The sequence below is a fragment of the Acidobacteriota bacterium genome (assembly GCA_016715115.1).
In the GTDB taxonomy this organism is placed as follows: domain Bacteria; phylum Acidobacteriota; class Blastocatellia; order Pyrinomonadales; family Pyrinomonadaceae; genus JAFDVJ01.
Genome location: JADKBM010000016.1, coordinates 467,386 through 484,351 on the forward strand (window position 1 = coordinate 467,386; position 16,966 = coordinate 484,351).

13 protein-coding genes and 1 tRNA gene are annotated in these 16,966 nt (G+C 55.4%); 6 read left to right on the plus strand and 8 right to left on the minus strand.

The genetic code is table 11. The annotated features are described in order from the left end of the window. Window positions 1–417: 417 nt before the first annotated feature. The 7 genes from IPN69_19830 to IPN69_19860 form a co-directional block, all read right to left on the minus strand. Entirely contained in the window at window positions 418–1,602 is a 1,185-nt protein-coding gene (locus tag IPN69_19830) for a beta-lactamase family protein (protein MBK8812961.1), read from the minus strand. Between the two features lie 11 nt (window positions 1,603–1,613). Continuing rightward, the gene (locus IPN69_19835) at window positions 1,614–2,378 is read right to left on the minus strand and encodes a hypothetical protein (protein MBK8812962.1); all 765 of its coding nucleotides are present in this window, start codon (window positions 2,376–2,378) and stop codon (window positions 1,614–1,616) included. A 50-nt stretch (window positions 2,379–2,428) separates the two neighbouring features. After that, window positions 2,429–2,983 carry a tetratricopeptide repeat protein gene (locus tag IPN69_19840; protein ID MBK8812963.1) on the minus strand — a complete coding sequence of 185 codons (555 nt, stop codon included), beginning with the start codon at window positions 2,981–2,983 and terminating at the stop codon, window positions 2,429–2,431. A 350-nt stretch (window positions 2,984–3,333) separates the two neighbouring features. Beyond that, a tRNA-Lys gene (locus tag IPN69_19845) sits at window positions 3,334–3,409 on the minus strand. A gap of 301 nt (window positions 3,410–3,710) precedes the next feature. Further along, entirely contained in the window at window positions 3,711–5,024 is a 1,314-nt protein-coding gene (locus IPN69_19850; GenBank protein ID MBK8812964.1) for an adenylosuccinate synthase, read from the minus strand. 145 nt (window positions 5,025–5,169) lie between these two features. Next, window positions 5,170–5,529, minus strand: a complete 360-nt coding sequence (locus IPN69_19855; GenBank protein ID MBK8812965.1) for a four helix bundle protein — start codon at window positions 5,527–5,529, stop codon at window positions 5,170–5,172. 131 nt (window positions 5,530–5,660) lie between these two features. Further along, window positions 5,661–7,076, minus strand: a complete 1,416-nt coding sequence (locus tag IPN69_19860) for a glycogen synthase (protein MBK8812966.1) — start codon at window positions 7,074–7,076, stop codon at window positions 5,661–5,663. 266 nt (window positions 7,077–7,342) lie between these two features. Here IPN69_19860 and IPN69_19865 point away from each other — a divergent pair, with 266 nt between their 5' ends. The 6 genes from IPN69_19865 (at window position 7,343) to IPN69_19890 (ending at window position 15,620) form a co-directional block, all read left to right on the plus strand. Next, entirely contained in the window at window positions 7,343–8,323 is a 981-nt protein-coding gene (locus IPN69_19865; GenBank protein ID MBK8812967.1) for a diacylglycerol kinase family lipid kinase, read from the plus strand. 287 nt (window positions 8,324–8,610) lie between these two features. Next, window positions 8,611–11,430, plus strand: a complete 2,820-nt coding sequence (locus IPN69_19870) for an AMP-binding protein (GenBank protein MBK8812968.1) — start codon at window positions 8,611–8,613, stop codon at window positions 11,428–11,430. A gap of 20 nt (window positions 11,431–11,450) precedes the next feature. Beyond that, complete coding sequence (locus IPN69_19875; GenBank protein ID MBK8812969.1) at window positions 11,451–12,281, plus strand: hypothetical protein; 831 nt, start codon at window positions 11,451–11,453, stop codon at window positions 12,279–12,281. 80 nt (window positions 12,282–12,361) lie between these two features. Further along, window positions 12,362–14,293: a CocE/NonD family hydrolase gene (locus tag IPN69_19880; protein MBK8812970.1), complete on the plus strand. Its 1,932-nt coding sequence runs from the start codon at window positions 12,362–12,364 to the stop codon at window positions 14,291–14,293. A 286-nt stretch (window positions 14,294–14,579) separates the two neighbouring features. Next, a complete protein-coding gene (locus IPN69_19885) occupies window positions 14,580–15,164 on the plus strand; it encodes a tetratricopeptide repeat protein (protein ID MBK8812971.1) in 585 nt (194 codons plus the stop codon). Between the two features lie 57 nt (window positions 15,165–15,221). Next, entirely contained in the window at window positions 15,222–15,620 is a 399-nt protein-coding gene (locus IPN69_19890) for a hypothetical protein (GenBank protein MBK8812972.1), read from the plus strand. Here the strand turns inward: IPN69_19890 and IPN69_19895 are convergent. Then, the gene (locus IPN69_19895; GenBank protein ID MBK8812973.1) at window positions 15,589–16,965 is read right to left on the minus strand and encodes a HAMP domain-containing protein; all 1,377 of its coding nucleotides are present in this window, start codon (window positions 16,963–16,965) and stop codon (window positions 15,589–15,591) included. The genes IPN69_19890 and IPN69_19895 overlap by 32 nt on opposite strands. Window position 16,966: the final 1 nt, after the last annotated feature.

A 16,966-nucleotide genomic window follows, 5' to 3' on the forward strand; every position in this document is an offset into this window, starting at 1 on the left:
CCTGTCCGCTTTGTTTCACCCCGCAATCCAATGTTCGCATCGAAGTCATATTCGCGTTGTTTCGCGTCGATTCGCGGTCGGTATTTCAGTAAATTGACTCGAACGTTAATGTCGACCGCGAATCGACGCAAAGTGACGCGAAAGATGATCTCAAGGCCTCTTGAACGTACATTGCGCGATCGGAGTTTGCCCGCGGATTTCCGCGAATCCGCGCAAATACGCATCTGATCCGAGAACACACGGAAAACTGCGTTTCTAACGCTTGGCTCGCCCGGCTGAACAGAACCGAAAACCCGACTCACACACAAGACGCTTGAATCGGATTTTGATCGGCGCGGATTCGCGAAGATTCGCGGGCAAGAAGAGTGACCCGTCCGAAGGGATTCCTTGTGCGGCAACGGCTGCGATAATTATGAATCAATCGGCAGATTGCACGGCCGCGACCGGGCTGACCAAATCAGCGATCTCGGCGATCAGCCTTGCCGGCGGCTTGCCGCCAAAAGCCTGTGGTGCACTTGTATTCACCTGAACGGCAATGGCGATCTTTCGCTCCGGAAAGTACATCATATCGGTGACATAACCGGGGAAAAATCCGCTGTGCCCGTACGACGTTCCAGCTTGTGTCGGACGAATGATTACGCACAATCCGTACTTTACGTTCGGCCCGAGCCTTGCCGCGACGCCGTCAAGTACCTGCGGCATCAGCGAGTTGTCAAAAGCCTTTCCCTCGAAATACAACTTTGCCCAGCGGGCGAGGTCCTCGCCGGTCGAGGCCCAGCCGCCGCCCGTCCATTCGAATTGCGGATTGATGATGAACTTTCCATTCGCGATCATTTCGTCCTTGCCACCGAAGGGATTGTTTGGTCCGGCATACCCCTGAGTAACGCCCTTCAAAATGAGACCATCCTGCGGGATCGTGTTGTTGAGCTTCAGCGGCTTTACCAAACGGCGCTTCGCCTCGTCGTAGAACTTCTTTCCTGTCACCTTTTCAATGATCATTCCGAGAACAATGTAGTTCGTATCCGAGTAATCCCAACCCTTGCCCGCCAAGAACGGTGGCTTTTCGTCCAAAAGATAGGCAAGCAGTTCCTGCGGCTTCCAGACTTTTCCCGGGTTCGCCGTCAGATCCTTGGTGAACTGATCCTTGAATTCGTATCGAACAAGGCCGCTCGTGTGGTTCATCAACTGGCGGACGGTAATGTCCTTTGCGTTCGGCATTCGCGAATACCAGGATTCGCTTCCCAGGTACTTCTCGACTTTGTCGTCCAGCCCGATCTTTCCTTCTTTGACCAACTGCAAGGCAGTCGCAGCCGCGAACGTTTTACCGACGCTGCCAGCCAGCAGCCGGTCGGTAGGCTTCATCGGCGTCTTCGCATCACGGTCAGAATAGCCGACGGCCAAGCCGATCGCCTCGCCATTTGCCAAAACGACTCCAAGAGTCGCTCCGGGGAACTTTCCTGCTTTGTGCCATTCGTCGAGCTTTGCCTGAAGCTCTTTCTTCAGCACATCAGTGCCCGTCGCCGCGACAGGCTTCTGGGCAAATGCCGCCGATGCGGCCGCAAGAACAATCAGCAGCGCAAGGATCCTTGATATTCGTTTCATATCCGTTAGGGCTATTTCTTCTTGTAGTAAGTCCTATCTACCGACGTCCAATTCTCGGGCACCCAAAGGCCGGCGTCGAGTGCAACGTCCGCCTGGATCTCGGAATACTCTTCGGTCATCGTCGGTTTGCCGTCTACAAAGAACAGAACTTCAGGGGCTACCCATCCTCCTTTCGCCTTGACGTATTTGTTGAATTGCGTTTCGGCAACGCTCTTTTTGTCCCGCCCGGCCGCCTGAATAAGCCGGACGAACAGGAGGCGTTTCTTGTCGACCCAAAACTGTGGCGTCGTGAGATCGCCCGGTTTGGCGCCGACCACATAGACATCCCTGCCTTGCCATTTTTCCAAGTGAACGACAGAGAGATCGATCCCGAGCCCTTTGACTTGCGCGACGGTCGTCTTGACCGGTTGGCCGTAAACATCGAATCCGAGCACCATCAGCGGATGGACCAACGGTCGGCCGCCGCCCGTTTTGCCGTCGCGAAAGGAAAATACATTGCCATCGGAAAAGAGAATTCCGTTGCCTTTGTCGATCGGATCAATGTCAATCCTTAACTTTCCGGGCAACGACATCGCCTCGTACCAAATCTCCGAACTGGTCGTGCCGTCAGGCTTGTGGGTGATCGTTTTCTGGACAAAGGTCAGCGTTTTATACCATTTGCCGGCATACTTCTTGTGCATCGCCGCGAGGACATCCTCGCCCGACTTAACATCCGCGGCAAAAGTTGGCATCACCGCGAGAAACACCGTCAATAAGATCACTTTGATATTCTTCATGCTTGATCTAACGTGAGAACGCGCAAAAAGGTTTAGCATCGCGGTCGGGATCAATTTCCCTTCAGCCTCTTCAGCCTCTCAATTGACGTCTGGAATCTGGGGTCGATCGAAAGTGCTTTCTCGTATGCTTTGATTGCCTCGTCTCGCCGGCCGGCATTCGCGAGAGATTCACCAAGGCTGTCGAACGCGTTTGCCGAATCAGGATACAGCTCGGTGTTCACCTTGAACATCTCGATCGCTTCGTCCAGCCTTTGCATCGCTATCAGGCGACGTCCGAATGAGTTTATTTCGGCTTCGATGCTCTTGTAGATGTTTGCCGGATCGTTCTTGAATTGCAACGCCTTTGCCTTGAATGACTTGAGATCGTTCGCGCGATACAGCTCGAGCGCGATTTCGCGAAGCGTTTTCTTGATTTTGCAATCGAAAATTGCCTGCATCGCGGTATCGATTTTGTTGGAGCAATCTGCAAATGTGAGCGGCGCTGCGATATGCGGTGGTGTCCACACGCGTTTGTCCAGCTCGATATTGTCCTGGCGCCAAAGAGTCGAGGCGCGCACGGTCATTTTGCTGTTTGGCGGCGTGAAGCGTCGTGCATCGCCGTACATATTCACATCACTGGCCGTCGGCTCCCCGACGAATGTCGCGTTTGTAAACTTTTCCAGCGCGTTTTCGAGATTTGGGCCGCCGAGAACGTTTGGCGCCCGATCAAGACAAAGAACGTTCCACTTTGATCAAGTTTTTCGAGCTGGATCATCGGCCGAACGATCACCTTCTTCGTCCGTCCATAAAGTCCGGCAAGATGACGCCTTCCGCGCATTGCCGAGCATGTCCAAAGTTGTGCCGGAGAGTGTTGTGACACTTGTCACCGCCCCCGGCTCGGCAGTTGAAGTGCGAGAAGAAGAAACAACAAAACAAAAGAGCAACCGATCTGGTTGCCCTAAGTTATTGAAAATAATGGTGATCCGACCAGGACTCGAACCTGGGACCCAATGGTTAAAAGCCATTTGCTCTACCGACTGAGCTATCGGACCACATTTTTGAGATCTATCAATTACGATCAACCTCGAACCGAATTGTTGATTTTACATTTCGAGCACGAAGTTGGCAAGCGGAATCAGTGCAAAGTGCATAGAGCAGAGTGCAAAGTGCAGAGTGCATAGTGCAGAGTGCATAGTGCAGAGTGCAGAGTGCAAGAATGCGCCCGGTGTATTCAGTTGTTCTCAGTTCTCAGTTCTCACTTAGTCATTTTTCACTCGGCACTTTGCACTCTGCACTTTGCACTTTGCACTCTGCACTCTGCACTCTGCACTCTGCACTTCGCACTCTGCACTGTTAAGTCGCGAACCACCCTTCCATCACGCTGTCTTCGAGAATGATCGTCTGGTCGCGCTCGGGGCCGGTCGAGATCAGGCCGATCTCGACGCCGATCGAATTCGACAGAAAATCCACGTAGGCGCGGGCGTTCGGCGGAAGGTCCGCGAGTTTAATGATCCCGAGCGTTTCCGATCTCCAACCCGAGAGCGTTTCGTAGATCGGCTTGATTCGGTTCAGATCGTGCGAAACGGCGGGGAACGTGTCGATCCGGCGGCCGTCGATCTCGTAGCCGACGCAGACCTTGATCTCGTCGAGCGCGTCGAGCACGTCGAGTTTCGTCAGCGCGACCGAGTTGAATCCGTTGAGTTCGGCGGCGTAGCGCGTCGCGACGGCGTCGAACCAGCCGCAACGCCGCGGACGCTTCGTGACCGACCCGTACTCGTTGCCGCGCTGGCGAATAAGGTTTGCCATCGGTTCTTCCGCGTCGAGCATCTCGGTCGGAAACGGGCCTTCACCGACGCGCGTCGCGTACGTGCGGACGATCCCCAAAACACCCGTAATGTGATGCGGCGGAATCCCGGCGCCGACGGCCGCGCCGCCGGCGGTCGGGTTCGACGACGTGACGTACGGATATGTTCCGTGATCGACGTCGAGCAACGTCGCCTGCGCGCCTTCGAGAAGGATCTTTTTGTTGACTTTTTTGGCTTCCGAGAAGAAGTGCGAAGTTTCGGCAACGAACGGCCTCAGACGCTCGACCAGAACCGAGATCTCGGCGAATATCTCGTCCGAACGGAGCGGTTCGCGCCCGTAAAGAACGATGATCCGATTCGCTTCTTCGAGATTGCGCTCGATCCTGAGTTTCAACAGTTCGGGCACGAGCGCATCGGCAACGCGGATTCCTCGCCGCCCGGCCTTGTCCTCGTACGCAGGGCCGATCCCGCGCAGCGTCGTGCCGATCTTCTCGTTGCCGAGACGCTCTTCCGACGTGTGATCGAGCGCCCGGTGATACGGCATAATCAGATGCGCCCGGCTCGAGACCTTCAGGCGATCCGGCGTCACCGAAATTCCCTGCGTCCGGATCTGATCGACCTCCTCGAAGAACGCCTTCGGATCGATGACCATCCCGTTCCCGAGCACGCAGGTTTTGTCCGGGTGGATGATGCCCGACGGCAAAAGCCTCAAAACAAAAGCCTTGTCGCCGACATACACCGAATGCCCGGCATTGTGTCCACCCTGATAACGGGCAACGATATCGAACCGATCCGCGAGCAGATCGACGACCTTTCCTTTTCCTTCATCGCCCCACTGGGCGCCGATAATTACGATAATCATAAATTAAGTGCAAAGTGCATAGAGCAGAGTGCACAGTGCTCAGTGCAGAGTGCAAAGTGCACAGTGCTTTTACGTAAATGCTCAGTGCGAAGCGCGTAGTAACTTCGCACTTGAGGACTCTGCACTATGAACTATGCACTGTGCACTATGAACTATGCTCTCTCTTAGCCGTCTTGATCGACGAAATCAGCATCTTCTGCAACTCATTGCAGTCTGAGATCAACGATTCGGCCTGATTGGCCGAGAGATATTCTCCGTCCTTCAACAAATTGAGCCAATATTCGGTTTCAAACGACTCTTTCAACGAAACGGAGAGTTTGTGGACGAAGTCCGGCTTCGACTCTGCCCGGCCGCCTTCGACAACATTGGCGCCGATTGACGTTCCCGATCGCAAGATCTGTTTGGAAAGAACAAATTCCTTTTTTTCTTCGTTCAAAAACCTATTGAGTCTCACTATCCTGAGCGCGAACCTGTAAGATTTGTCGCGCAAAATACTTTCTTTCATCGAAAAAAAGCCCCCCGCGTTTTGAGTTTTCAAGCTTCCTAAGCATCAATTCCTTTCCCCGTTTTTCCCCTATTGAGCTATTCAATGCACTCTGCACTATCCACTCTGCACTCTGCACTATGCACTCTCCACTATGCGTTCCTGTAAAGAGAAACGTATTTTTGCGCCGCGTTCTCCCACGAATTGTCCTCGTTCATCCCGTTCAATTGCAGACGTCGCCAGGCGTCGCGGTCGTAGTACGCAAAGAGCGCCTCGTAGATCTTCTCCAGAAACTTGTCGGCGCGGAATTCGCTGAATTTGAAACCGTTTCCCGTGCCGGTCACGGCGTCGAAGTTCCGGACCGTGTCGTCCAATCCGCCGACCGCGCGGACGATCGGGATCGTTCCGTACCGCAGCGAGTACATTTGATTCAGACCGCAGGGTTCGAAACGCGACGGCATCAGGAACATATCGGCGCCGGCCTCGATCTTGTGCGAGAGATCCTCGTTGTATCCCCGGAAAATGCCGACCTGCCGCGGCGCGTGGTTGCGAAGACGCTGGAAGAAATTCTCGTACGACGAATCCCCCGATCCGAGCGAAACGATATACGAACCCGTCGCGAGGATCTCAAGCGCGACCTGCTGGATCAGTTCGATTCCCTTCTGCGACGTCAAACGCGTGATCGACGCGAAGATCGGCCGATCGAGATCGACCGGCAGCGAGAAGCCGTCGAGCAACGCGCGTTTGCATTCGCGTTTGCCCGAAAGGTCGTGTTTGCTGAAATTTGCGGCGATCGCAGTGTCCGTTTCGGGATTCCAGACGTCGAAATCGACGCCGTTGACGATCCCCACCAGCCGGTTAGATCTTTGACGCAAAAGCCAGTCGAGCCCGTAACCGTTCTCCGGCGTCTGCATCTCGAGCCCGTAACGCCGCGAAACCGTCGAGAGCATATCCGACGCCGCGAGTCCGGCCTTCATCGCCGAAGCGTAGCCGTTGAAGGCGAAAGCGTTGCGCTCGAAATCTGAAGTGAATCCGAATTTCCAAAGTTCGCTATTGCTGAATCCGCCCTGGTACGCCAGATTATGGACCGAAAAGACGGTCCGGACGTTGCGCCAGCAAGCGTCCCAATAGCGCAAGTGGGCGATCTCCACGGCGGCGAATCCGCAATGCCAGTCGTTGAGATGAACGATGTCGGGCGGAGCTCCGAGCCGTTTGATCAGCGCGAGCGCGGCGTGATTGAAAAAGGCGAACCGCTCGTGGTCTTCGGAATATCCATAGATCGAATCGCGGTGGAAATACGAAGGCGCGTCGATCAGAAACGTCGGCGAACCGTTGGCCTCCGAATAAAATGCCTTTGCGTGATAGACGCCGCCGCGCCAATCGACCGGCAGGTCGTCAAACGCCGTGTGCCAGAGATATTCGCCTTTGGTCTGCCAATAGCAGGGCGTGATGAGAAACGCGTCCTGACCCACCGATCGCAGCGCTTTCGGCAATGCGCCGGCGACATCGCCGAGTCCTCCGGTTTTCGAGTATGGAACCGCTTCCGCTGAAAGAACCGCAATTCGCAAGATTTTTTTCCTTTCGAACAAGTTGTAAAGCCGTATTGAATTTTACAACTGCGGCGCGCTTTCGTCTATGCGTTCGATGGTTTTCTTGCTTTGCGGCGCTTCGCGTTTCGCGGAGATTTTCATTCGTTTCGACCGCCGACCGGTTCCGCTCTAAGGCGTCTGACCATTGACTAAACGGCCGAAAAAAGTTAAACAAAAGATGCCGCGAAAATCCGTTGACGCATTCCGAAATTCTGAGTTCGCGGCTTCCGACCTTGCTTAAGCGAATGAAAAATCAACCGCCGTCAGGCGACAACGTGACGTTGCCGCTCTTGATCGTCAACCCGAAATCGGCGAGCGGTTCGACGAAAGACCGTTGGGCCGAAATGGCCGCCGACTTTCGCGTCCACTTCGGACCGTTTCAGGTCGCGTTCACGAAATCGGCCGGCGACGCTTCGGCGATCGCGAAACGCGGCGCCGAACAGGGACGCAAATTGATCATCGCCTGCGGCGGCGATGGAACGATCAACGAGGTCGCGAACGGCATTCTCGAAAGCGGTATCGACGTTGAAATGGGAATTCTTCCGTCGGGCACGGGCGGTGACTTCCGCCGTTCACTCGGCATCTCGAACACCGAACGCGATGCCGCGCGGGAACTCCGGAACGGCGAAACGAAACTCATCGACGTCGGCCGCGTGACTTTTCAGAATTTCGACGACGAAGCGGTAAGCCGATATTTCCTGAACGTTTCGTCGTTCGGGCTTTCGGCCGCGATCATCGAGCGCGTGAAACGCACGAACTTTTTCAACTGGATCCCGAAATCGTTCTTTCGCGGAAAGACCAGTTTCGCGGTTTCCACTTTGCAGGAAGTTCTCGACCTTCAGTTCAAAACGGTTCGCGTCAGGCTGGACGATGGCGACGAAAAGCCTCTGAACACGGTCAATTTCTGCGTCTGCAACGCCCGATACTTCGGCGGCGGGATGATGATCGCACCGGATTCGAGCCTGACCGACGGACTGTTCGACGTCGTCAATATCGGCGATATCAAGACCGCGAAGATCTTGCTCAATGCCTACAAACTCTACGGCGGAACGCATCTGACGCTGCCGGAAGTCAAAGCGTCGCACGCCAGGAAAGTTGAGGTTTCGGCCGCCGAAGAGGTTCACATCGAGATCGATGGCGAACTTCCGGGAAAACTGCCGGCGGTTTTTGAGATCGTCCCGAAAGCGCTGAGAATTCGGGTGCCCCGATTAGTGCAGAGCGCATAGTGCAGAGTGCCGAGTGCAGAGTGCATAGTGCATAGCGCTGAGTGCAAAGCGCATCCTCGGGGACCGGGTGGTGTACCGTTTTGAATGTGTCGCGCATTTATGCGCTTCGCAATATGCGCTCGGCACCAAGCAATCTGCTCTGTGCACTCTGCACTCTTCGATTTGCACTCTGCACTCTGCGCTATGCACTTTGCACTTTGCACTCTGCACTCTGCACTAAGCACTTTGCACTCTGCGCTATGCACTTTGCACTCTGCGCTCTGCACTTTGCACTTTGCACTTGATTTATGGACTATAATTTCACCGTGAAAAGCGATTCATACTGCCAGAGACTGATCGACTCCTGCGAGGCGAATGCAGCCCGAACCGCGATGCGGATCGTCGGCGACGATTCCGAGGTCTACACTTACGCCGAGTTGCTCAGGTTGATCCGCGCCGTCGCTTATAAGCTCAAACTGGACGGCGTCGGATTCGGGGATCGCGTCGCCCTGATCGGTGAGAATCATCCCTGTTGGGCCATCGCATATCTTGGATCGCTGTATCACGGCGCGGTCGTGGTCCCGATCGACCCCAGCGGCGAGATCGAGACGGTCACAAATTTTCTCGAAAATTCCGAAGCGAAACTCGTTTTCCTCGGGCCGAACCAGGTCGAAAAATTCGATCAGATCACGGAAAGGCTCGGCCGAACGATCCCAAGCGTCGTATGGCGATCTGACCCCGGCGAAATCGCAAATCGCAAATCGCAAATCGCAAATGAAGATTTCGAGGATTGGCTGACGACCGCGTATCCCGAATCCTATTCAGCCGAAATCCCCAAAGCGAAGGGCGACGACATCGCGCTGCTGATGTATACGTCCGGCACGACCGGAACTCCGAAGGGCGTGCCGCTGACGCACGGCAACATCGTCGCCGAACTCGACGGCATCAACGAACTGCTCGAACTCAGTGAAAAGGAAAAGATCCTCAGCCTTCTGCCGCTGTTTCACGCCTATCTCCAGATCGTGAATCTCTGGATCGCGACCACTTATGGCTGCGAGGTCGGCTATTTGAAGGAAATGACGCCGGACGAGCTTTCGAGGGCGATGAAGGAATTCAAGCCAACGATCCTGACGACCGTCCCGCGTCTTTGGTATCTGTTTCACAAGAAGATTTTTGACGCCGTTTCGCAGAAACCGAAACCGGTCAGGGCGCTTTTCAGGGTGATGCTCGCGACGAACGGTTTTATGCGCGACGCTCTCGGGATCAATATCGGACAGAAACTCTTCGGCACGATCCACCAAGGTTTTGGCGGCGACCTTCGGCTCGCGATCTCGGCCGGATCGAGATTCGATGAGTCGGTCGCGATCGATTTTCACCGACTCGGATTCGTCATTCTTCAAGGCTACGGGTTAACGGAAACGTCCGGCGCGGCGACCGGGACATATATCGACGACAACCGCGTCGGGTCGGTCGGCAAGGCGCTGCCCGGCGCCGAGGTCAAGATCGAATCGCCCGACGCTGAAGGCATCGGCGAGGTCTTGATCCGCGGCACGATGGTTTTCAAGGGTTATTACATCAATCCGACGGCCAACGCCGAGGCGTTCACCGAAGACGGTTGGTTCCGCTCCGGCGATCTCGGCAAATTCGATCGCGAAGGGCATCTCTTTATCGTCGGGCGCAAAAAGGACATCATCGTCCTGCCGAACGGCAAGAACGTCCATCCCGAAGATCTCGAGGTCCATTATCTGAAGACGCCGCTCGTCGAGGAACTGGCGATCATCGGCGTCGAAGACGAATCGCTCGGTCGCGCCGGGGCCGAAAAACTCGTCGCCGTCGTCGTCCCCGACTTCAATTATCTCAAGCAAGAGAAGATCGCGAATTCACAGACCGCTATCCGCTTCGATCTCGACAATCTCGGGCGCGACCTTCCGGAATACCAGCGCGTGCGCGAGTACATCGTCCGCGCCGAGCCGCTCCCGCGCACGGCGACGCGCAAGATCAAGCGGTTCGAACTGATGAAGCAGATCAAGGCCGGCACGATCGGCGTGATCGACGAAAAGCCGCCCGAGAAAAGTTGGGATTTCACCGCGGCCGACTCGGCGATGCTTGAATCGAATGCCGGACAGACGGTCGCGGCGGTCATCAAGCACAACAAGGCGGAAGTCGATCTGATCCATCCGGCGATGAATATGGAGATCGATCTTGGACTCGATTCGCTCGCCCGCGCCGAAGTTTTCGCGGCGCTCGAGCAGGCTTACTCGACCGAATTCGAATCCGAAAAGGCGACCGCGGCGCTGACGGTCGCGGACGTCATCAATCTCTGCGCATCCGTTTCCGGAGCTGAAACGGCAGTCACGGCGAATCTTCTGAACTGGGGCAAGATCGTCCGCACTTCGGACGACGAGATTCCCGAATTGACGCCGGTTTTGAAGGATCGCAAGGCGTTTTCAGCATTCGCGTTTTCGGTCGTGCGTGGATCGAATCTCTTTTGGAAGATATTCACGCGCCTGGAGGTTTCGGGGCGGGAGAATCTTGACGGGCTTCTGAAGGGCGGGCCGCCTGAAGGCGAAACTCCCGGCGAAACTCCGAACGCGTTTTTGATTTGTCCGAATCATCAGAGTTTTCTTGATCCCTTCGTGCTTTGCTCGACCTATCCGTACGGCGTTTTCAAACGGATCTTCCACGTCGGCGCGAGCGAGTTTTTCGAGAGCCGCTTTATGAAATGGGTCGCGCGGATGATCCAGATCGTCCCGGTCAACCCCGACACGCACCTGATGAAAGCGATGAAGGCCGGTGCGATCGGCCTGCGCCACGACCGCATTCTGAACATTTATCCCGAAGGCGAACGCGCGTTCGACGGCGACCTTCACGAATTCAAAAAAGGCGCCGCGATCCTCGCGACCGAACTCGGCCTTCCGATCGTCCCGGTCGCGCTCGACGGCGTTTACAAGGTCTGGCCGCGCAATTCGATGCGCATTCGCCCGGCAAAGGTCAAAATACGCTTCGGGAAGCCGTTTTTTGCGAAAGACGTTGTCGAAGAGGGCTTTTCGGAAGAACAGAAATACGCGGCGGTGACGGAGCATCTCAAATCCGAGATCGCGCAGATGATCGCGGATCTCAGATCCTGAGGGCCGCGCCGAACAAACAGATGAAGATCGTTGCCCGACGTTTGCCCGTTATGCTGCTGCCGATGATCTTGACGGCCGCGGCGTTCGGCTGCACCTGTACCGATTACGCAATACCCGTCTGCGACACCGTGCGCACGTCTGATGTCGTTTTTGTCGGACGGGTCATCCGTTTGATCGTCGAGAAGGAATCTGGCCCCGGTAAAACGATCCGCCTCAGGCGGAACGTTGTCAGGCATCAGGATGGACCGCAGGACTTTGTCGCGCGCTTTCATGTCTTGGAGTCCGTCAAGGGCGAACCGGCCCGGCAAATCGACATTCGGTCATCTATTGGCACAAGTTGCGAAACGCCGGCGAGTAATATGCGGATCGGACAGGTTTGGACGGTCTTTGCTCATAGGTCCAAACATAACGGAGAGTTGCAGACCGAAATCGGATCGTGCACCAAAACGCGGAAAGGCCGGGACAAGGAGATATTGGAGCAGTTTCGCGACGGGTCGGCGCGTGAGAAGGTGGTCGGCCGGATCACCAAGGGTTGTTGTTCAGAGGACGGTCTTGCGGGTGCGAGGATCACGGTTTCCGGCGAGAACTTTGAGGCGACCGCAACAACTGTGGCGTCTCGATCGTGGATTGACCTGACTGGAGGCCGATTCGAGGTCGAAGTTCCCCGGGCCGGTCGTTACATCGTCGCGATTGAACTCGAAAAACCCCTTTTTCTTGAAAAAAGGTTCGGCCCGGTGTCGCCGATCGCGAATAGAACCGACGGTAGTAAGAATGTCTTTTCGTACACGGTCGATGTTCCCAAGGGTCTGTGCAGCTACAGTTCGTTCGGAACCTACGCGAGAAAAGACTGACGGCGGGCCGCGGCATTCAAACTTCGTCCGTCGGCGCCGCGTAAAGGTATCTTATGAGAACGCTTCCAAGGTAAGAAAATATGCGCAGAATAACGTTTTTTCTTTTTGTCGTTTTGGCGACCGCCGGCGCGGTCTTCGCCCAGCAACCGCAGCCGCAAACCGAACTCGCCAAGTTCATTACCGACAATTACACCAAACGCGAGGTTTTGATTCCCGTCCGTGACGGCGTGAAGCTGTTTACGGCGATCTATGAGCCAAAGGATAGGTCGAAAACGTATCCGATCTTGCTCAACCGTACGCCTTACACGGTCGGGCCGTACGGACCGGACAAGTTCAAAACTTCGCTCGGGCCGGACGCGTTGTTCGCCAAAGAAGGCTACATTTTCGTCTATCAGGACGTCCGCGGAAGATGGATGTCCGAGGGCGAGTTCGAGGACGTTCGGCCGGACATCGACAACACCGACAACTCGAAGATCGATGAATCTACCGACACCTACGACACGATCGATTGGCTGATCAAAACCGTAGAAAACAATAACGGACGCATCGGAACTTACGGCATCTCGTATCCCGGATTTTACACGTCCGCCGGGTCGATCGATTCGCATCCGGCGCTCAAGGCCTGTTCGCCGCAGGCGCCGGTTTCGGACTGGTTCCACGGCGACGATATGCACCACAACGGCGCGCTTTTCCTGGCCCAGAATTACTCGTTTTTCAGCGGATTCGGTCAGGCTCGCCCGACCCCGACGAGCGATCCCCGCTCGTTTATGAAACCGTGGGCCGGCCGCAATTCGCCGGACGGTTACGATATCTTTCTCAAGCTCGGAGGACTCAAAGAGGTCGCCGATTACTATGAAAAGGCAGTCGGTCAGCGAATCAAGTTTTGGGATCAAATGATGGCGCACCCGAATTACGATCAGTTTTGGAAGGACCGAAACATCCTTCCGAAACTGAAGAACATCGGCTGCGCGACGATGACCGTCGGCGGATGGTACGACAACGAGGACCTTTACGGCGCGTTGCGGACATATCAGCATATCGAGAAGCAGAATCCGCGGATCCCAATGAACGTCCTCGTCATCGGCCCCTGGGATCACGGCGGTTGGTCGCGCAACGACGGCGACTGGCTCGGCACGGCGTATTTCACCCAAAAGACGGGCGAGTATTATCGAAACAACCTCGAAGTCCCCTTCTTCAACCATTTCCTGAAGGATTCGGGCGACATTTCGAAGATCAAGGAAGTCAATCTTTTCGACACAGGCTCGCACGAATGGAGGTCGTTCGACGGTTACAACCCTCCGACTGCCACCGAGAAAACGCTTTATCTCGGCGCGGGTGGAGCTCTGTCATTCACGAAACCGGTCGGGCGCGCGCTCGCCTACGACGAATATGTTTCGGACCCGATGAATCCGGTGCCCTACACCCAGAAGATCACGCAGAATTATCCGCGCGACTTTATGACCGAAGACCAAAGGTTCGCCGCGACGCGTCCTGACGTTCTGGTCTATCAGACCGAACCGCTGACCGAAGACGTGACGGTCGCCGGCGACGTCGTGCCCGATCTTTTTGTTTCCTCGAGCGGAACCGACTCGGATTTCGTCGTCAAACTGATTGATGTTTTTCCCGACGATTACAGATTCCCGGACGGCAAAAAGCCCGAAATGAACTCGGCCTGGAGCGTTTTCCAGCCGGGCGGCTATCAAATGCTCCTGCGCGGCGAACCGATGCCGACGCGTTTCCGCAACTCGTTCGAAAAGGCCGAACCGCTGAAAGCAAACACGCCGACACCCTTGAAGTTCGTGATGCCCGGCGTCGCGCACACATTCAAGAAGGGACATCGGATAATGGTCCAGATCCAGAGCACCTGGTTTCCGCTCGTCGCGCGCAATCCGCAGAAGTTTATGGCAAACTATAAGCTCGGCACGAGCGCGGATTTTCAGAAGGCGACGCAGCGGATCTACCGCAATGCGACTTACGCCTCCGGAATTCGCGTCGGACTGATAACTGACTAACTGATAAGTGATAACTGATAAGTGATAAGTGATAACTGATAAGTGATAAGTGATAAGTGATAACTGATAAGTGATAACTGATAACTGATAAGTGATAAGTGATAGTTTATAGCTATGGACTATCAGCTATCAGCAATCAGTTATCAGTTATAAACTTTCAGTTATCAGCTATCAGCTTACAGTTATCAGTTATCAGCTATCAGTTATCAGTTATAAACTTTCAGTTATCAGTTATCAGTTATCAGTTATCAGCTATCAGTTATCAGTTATAAGCTGTCAGAAATCTATGAAAACAATTAAGATGATTCTCATTTCGATCGCGCTCGTATCGTTTGCTTCGTGCTTCAAAGCGGACACTCCGGCATCGAAACCGAAACCGACGCCGGCGGCAGAGAGATCGGTCCAGAGTTCGCCCACGCCGGCGACCGAGAAGGCGGCCAATTTCGATCAGGCTGTGAGCGATTTCAACGCGAAGAACTTCGACAAGGCCGAAGCCGGTTTCAAGGACGTCATCGCCTCGAACCCGAAGAACGCCGACGCACATTTGTATCTCGGCCGGATCAAGACCGAGCGCAAGGATTTTCAGGCCGCGCTTCCGTATTTGCAGGAAGCGTCGAAACTTGATTACAAGTCCACCGAGAAACTGATGCTCCTCGGCGACGCATATTTTGAACTGAAACGATACGACACGGCGATCGTCGAATACGGAAAGATCTCCGGATTCGAGCCGAACAACCCGCAGGCGACTTACAAAATGGGGCGAACTTACATCGGGCTCGGAAACAAGATCGCCGCGCGGCAGCAACTTAAGAAGCTCGAGCCGCTCGACAAGAGTCTTGCCGAAAAGCTCAAGAAGGAAATCGGCGATTAACGAACTCGGATTTGGTAATCTGATTCCAGAACTAATTTACAAGGGGAAATACATTTTATGCCATCAACAGCGATCATTTGCGGCGTTTTGCTGATTCTTTTGGGATTCGGCGGTTTTGGTTACGCGGTTTCGACTCTTCCTGCCGGCGAACCGGTCACGAAGGTCTTGACGGCCCTGATCCCGGCGGTTCTCGGGTTGATCCTTGCCGGACTCGGCTTTCTCGCGAAGAGCAAGGAAAATCTTCGCAAACACGTGATGCACGCCGCCGTTCTGGTCGGGCTGATCGGTTTCGTGGCGACGGTTTCGAGCGTCTTCAAGCTTTCGGCTTTGTTCGCCGGAACTGCGGAGCGTCCCTTGGCCGTTTTTTCGCAGTTCATCACCGCGTTGATCTGTCTTGTTTTCGTGATCCTTTGCGTGAAGTCGTTCATTGATGCCCGCCGTTCAGGGGCAGTTTGATCGAGACTCGCAGACCGTCCGCCGTATTGACCGCGCCGATCGATCCGTTATGCGCCTGAACAGCGCGGCGGGCGATCGCCAGTCCAAGGCCGACGCCGCCCGATCTTCGTTCGCGCGCTTCGGCGACGCGGTAAAACGGACGAAACAGATTCTCGATCTCGGCTTCAGGCACGCCGCCGCCGTGATCCTCAACGACGATCTCGGCGGTTTTGCCGTTTTGGGTCAGCGAGAGTTCGACCGTCGTATCTTTCGCCGTGTACCGCACGGCATTGCGGACGACGTTCTCGATCGCGCTGCGCAGCAGATAGTCGTTTCCGACCAAGCGGCAATCTTCAATATTCCTGATCACGACCGACCGGTCGTTCGCGCCAGCTTCGAAATCGGCGTCACCGGCGATCTCGCGAACCAGTTGGCCGAGATCGAGCCTTACCATCGAAACGCCCGCCGACCCGCTTTCCAGTTTTGAAAGCGTCAGCAGCTTTCCGATCATCTCGTTGAGTCTCTCGGATTCGGTTTCGATCCGCGCGATGATCGCCTGACTCTCCGATCCGGCCTTCTGCTTGGCGAGTTCGAGCGCGACGTTCATCCTCGCAAGCGGCGAACGCAGTTCGTGCGAGATGTCCCGCGTCAGACGTTTTTCACTCGTTACAAGCGTTTCGATCCGTTCAGCCATTTCGTCAAAATCCGCCGCAAGTTTGCCGAACTCGTCACGCCGGTTGCCAAGTTTGTCGGCGACGCGTGTTTTGAGATCTCCGGCGGCAAATCCGCGAGCCGCTTCGCCGAGTTTGACGATCGGTGACGATAGGTAGCGCGCGAGAACATAGCACACGAGAATCGCCGTCAGGATCAAACCGGCAAGCCGCAGATAGCGAACGCGCGGCTCTCCGAGAAACGGCGGCGGCACCGGCCGCGTCCACAACACGACAAGAACGAACTTCCGTCCGTCGGTCAGCGCGAAACTCTTTGCCAGGACGCTTTCCTGACCGGGCAGATAATTCGATTCCGTCTCGTCGCTCAAAAACGCGCGTTCGGCAACTTCGCGAGCGTCCGCCGTACCGAGGCCGTTGTCGATGATAAGCTTGCGGTTCTGGTCGATGATTCCCACACCACGGATCGCTTCGAGTTCCCTGAGCCTGCCCAGGAATCGTTCGAGCCCTGTTTGCCCTTCGCTTTCAAAGATGCCGGCGGCGGTTTCGCCGTGGAATTTGACCTGGCTGCGGGCGATATTTTGAAAACGGCCGATGACCGGATCGCTCTGGAGCGTCCAGGTCAGGAAAACAGCGACGCCGATCATCAGCGCCATCGCCGTCAGAAACCACAGGAATATCTTGAAGAAAAGGTTCATT

What these genes read in the sequence shown, in the direction of transcription:
- IPN69_19865 (MBK8812967.1), top strand. Translation starts at nt 7,343, where the DNA reads ATGAAAAATCAACCGCCGTCAGGCGACAACGTGACGTTGCCGCTCTTG.
- IPN69_19855 (MBK8812965.1), bottom strand. Translation starts at nt 5,529, where the DNA reads ATGAAAGAAAGTATTTTGCGCGACAAATCTTACAGGTTCGCGCTCAGG.
- IPN69_19870 (MBK8812968.1), top strand. Translation starts at nt 8,611, where the DNA reads ATGGACTATAATTTCACCGTGAAAAGCGATTCATACTGCCAGAGACTG.
- IPN69_19840 (MBK8812963.1), bottom strand. Translation starts at nt 2,983, where the DNA reads ATGTACGGCGATGCACGACGCTTCACGCCGCCAAACAGCAAAATGACC.
- IPN69_19875 (MBK8812969.1), top strand. Translation starts at nt 11,451, where the DNA reads ATGAAGATCGTTGCCCGACGTTTGCCCGTTATGCTGCTGCCGATGATC.
- IPN69_19885 (MBK8812971.1), top strand. Translation starts at nt 14,580, where the DNA reads ATGAAAACAATTAAGATGATTCTCATTTCGATCGCGCTCGTATCGTTT.
- IPN69_19880 (MBK8812970.1), top strand. Translation starts at nt 12,362, where the DNA reads ATGCGCAGAATAACGTTTTTTCTTTTTGTCGTTTTGGCGACCGCCGGC.
- IPN69_19890 (MBK8812972.1), top strand. Translation starts at nt 15,222, where the DNA reads ATGCCATCAACAGCGATCATTTGCGGCGTTTTGCTGATTCTTTTGGGA.
- IPN69_19850 (MBK8812964.1), bottom strand. Translation starts at nt 5,024, where the DNA reads ATGATTATCGTAATTATCGGCGCCCAGTGGGGCGATGAAGGAAAAGGA.
- IPN69_19895 (MBK8812973.1), bottom strand. Translation starts at nt 16,965, where the DNA reads ATGAACCTTTTCTTCAAGATATTCCTGTGGTTTCTGACGGCGATGGCG.
- IPN69_19835 (MBK8812962.1), bottom strand. Translation starts at nt 2,378, where the DNA reads ATGAAGAATATCAAAGTGATCTTATTGACGGTGTTTCTCGCGGTGATG.
- IPN69_19830 (MBK8812961.1), bottom strand. Translation starts at nt 1,602, where the DNA reads ATGAAACGAATATCAAGGATCCTTGCGCTGCTGATTGTTCTTGCGGCC.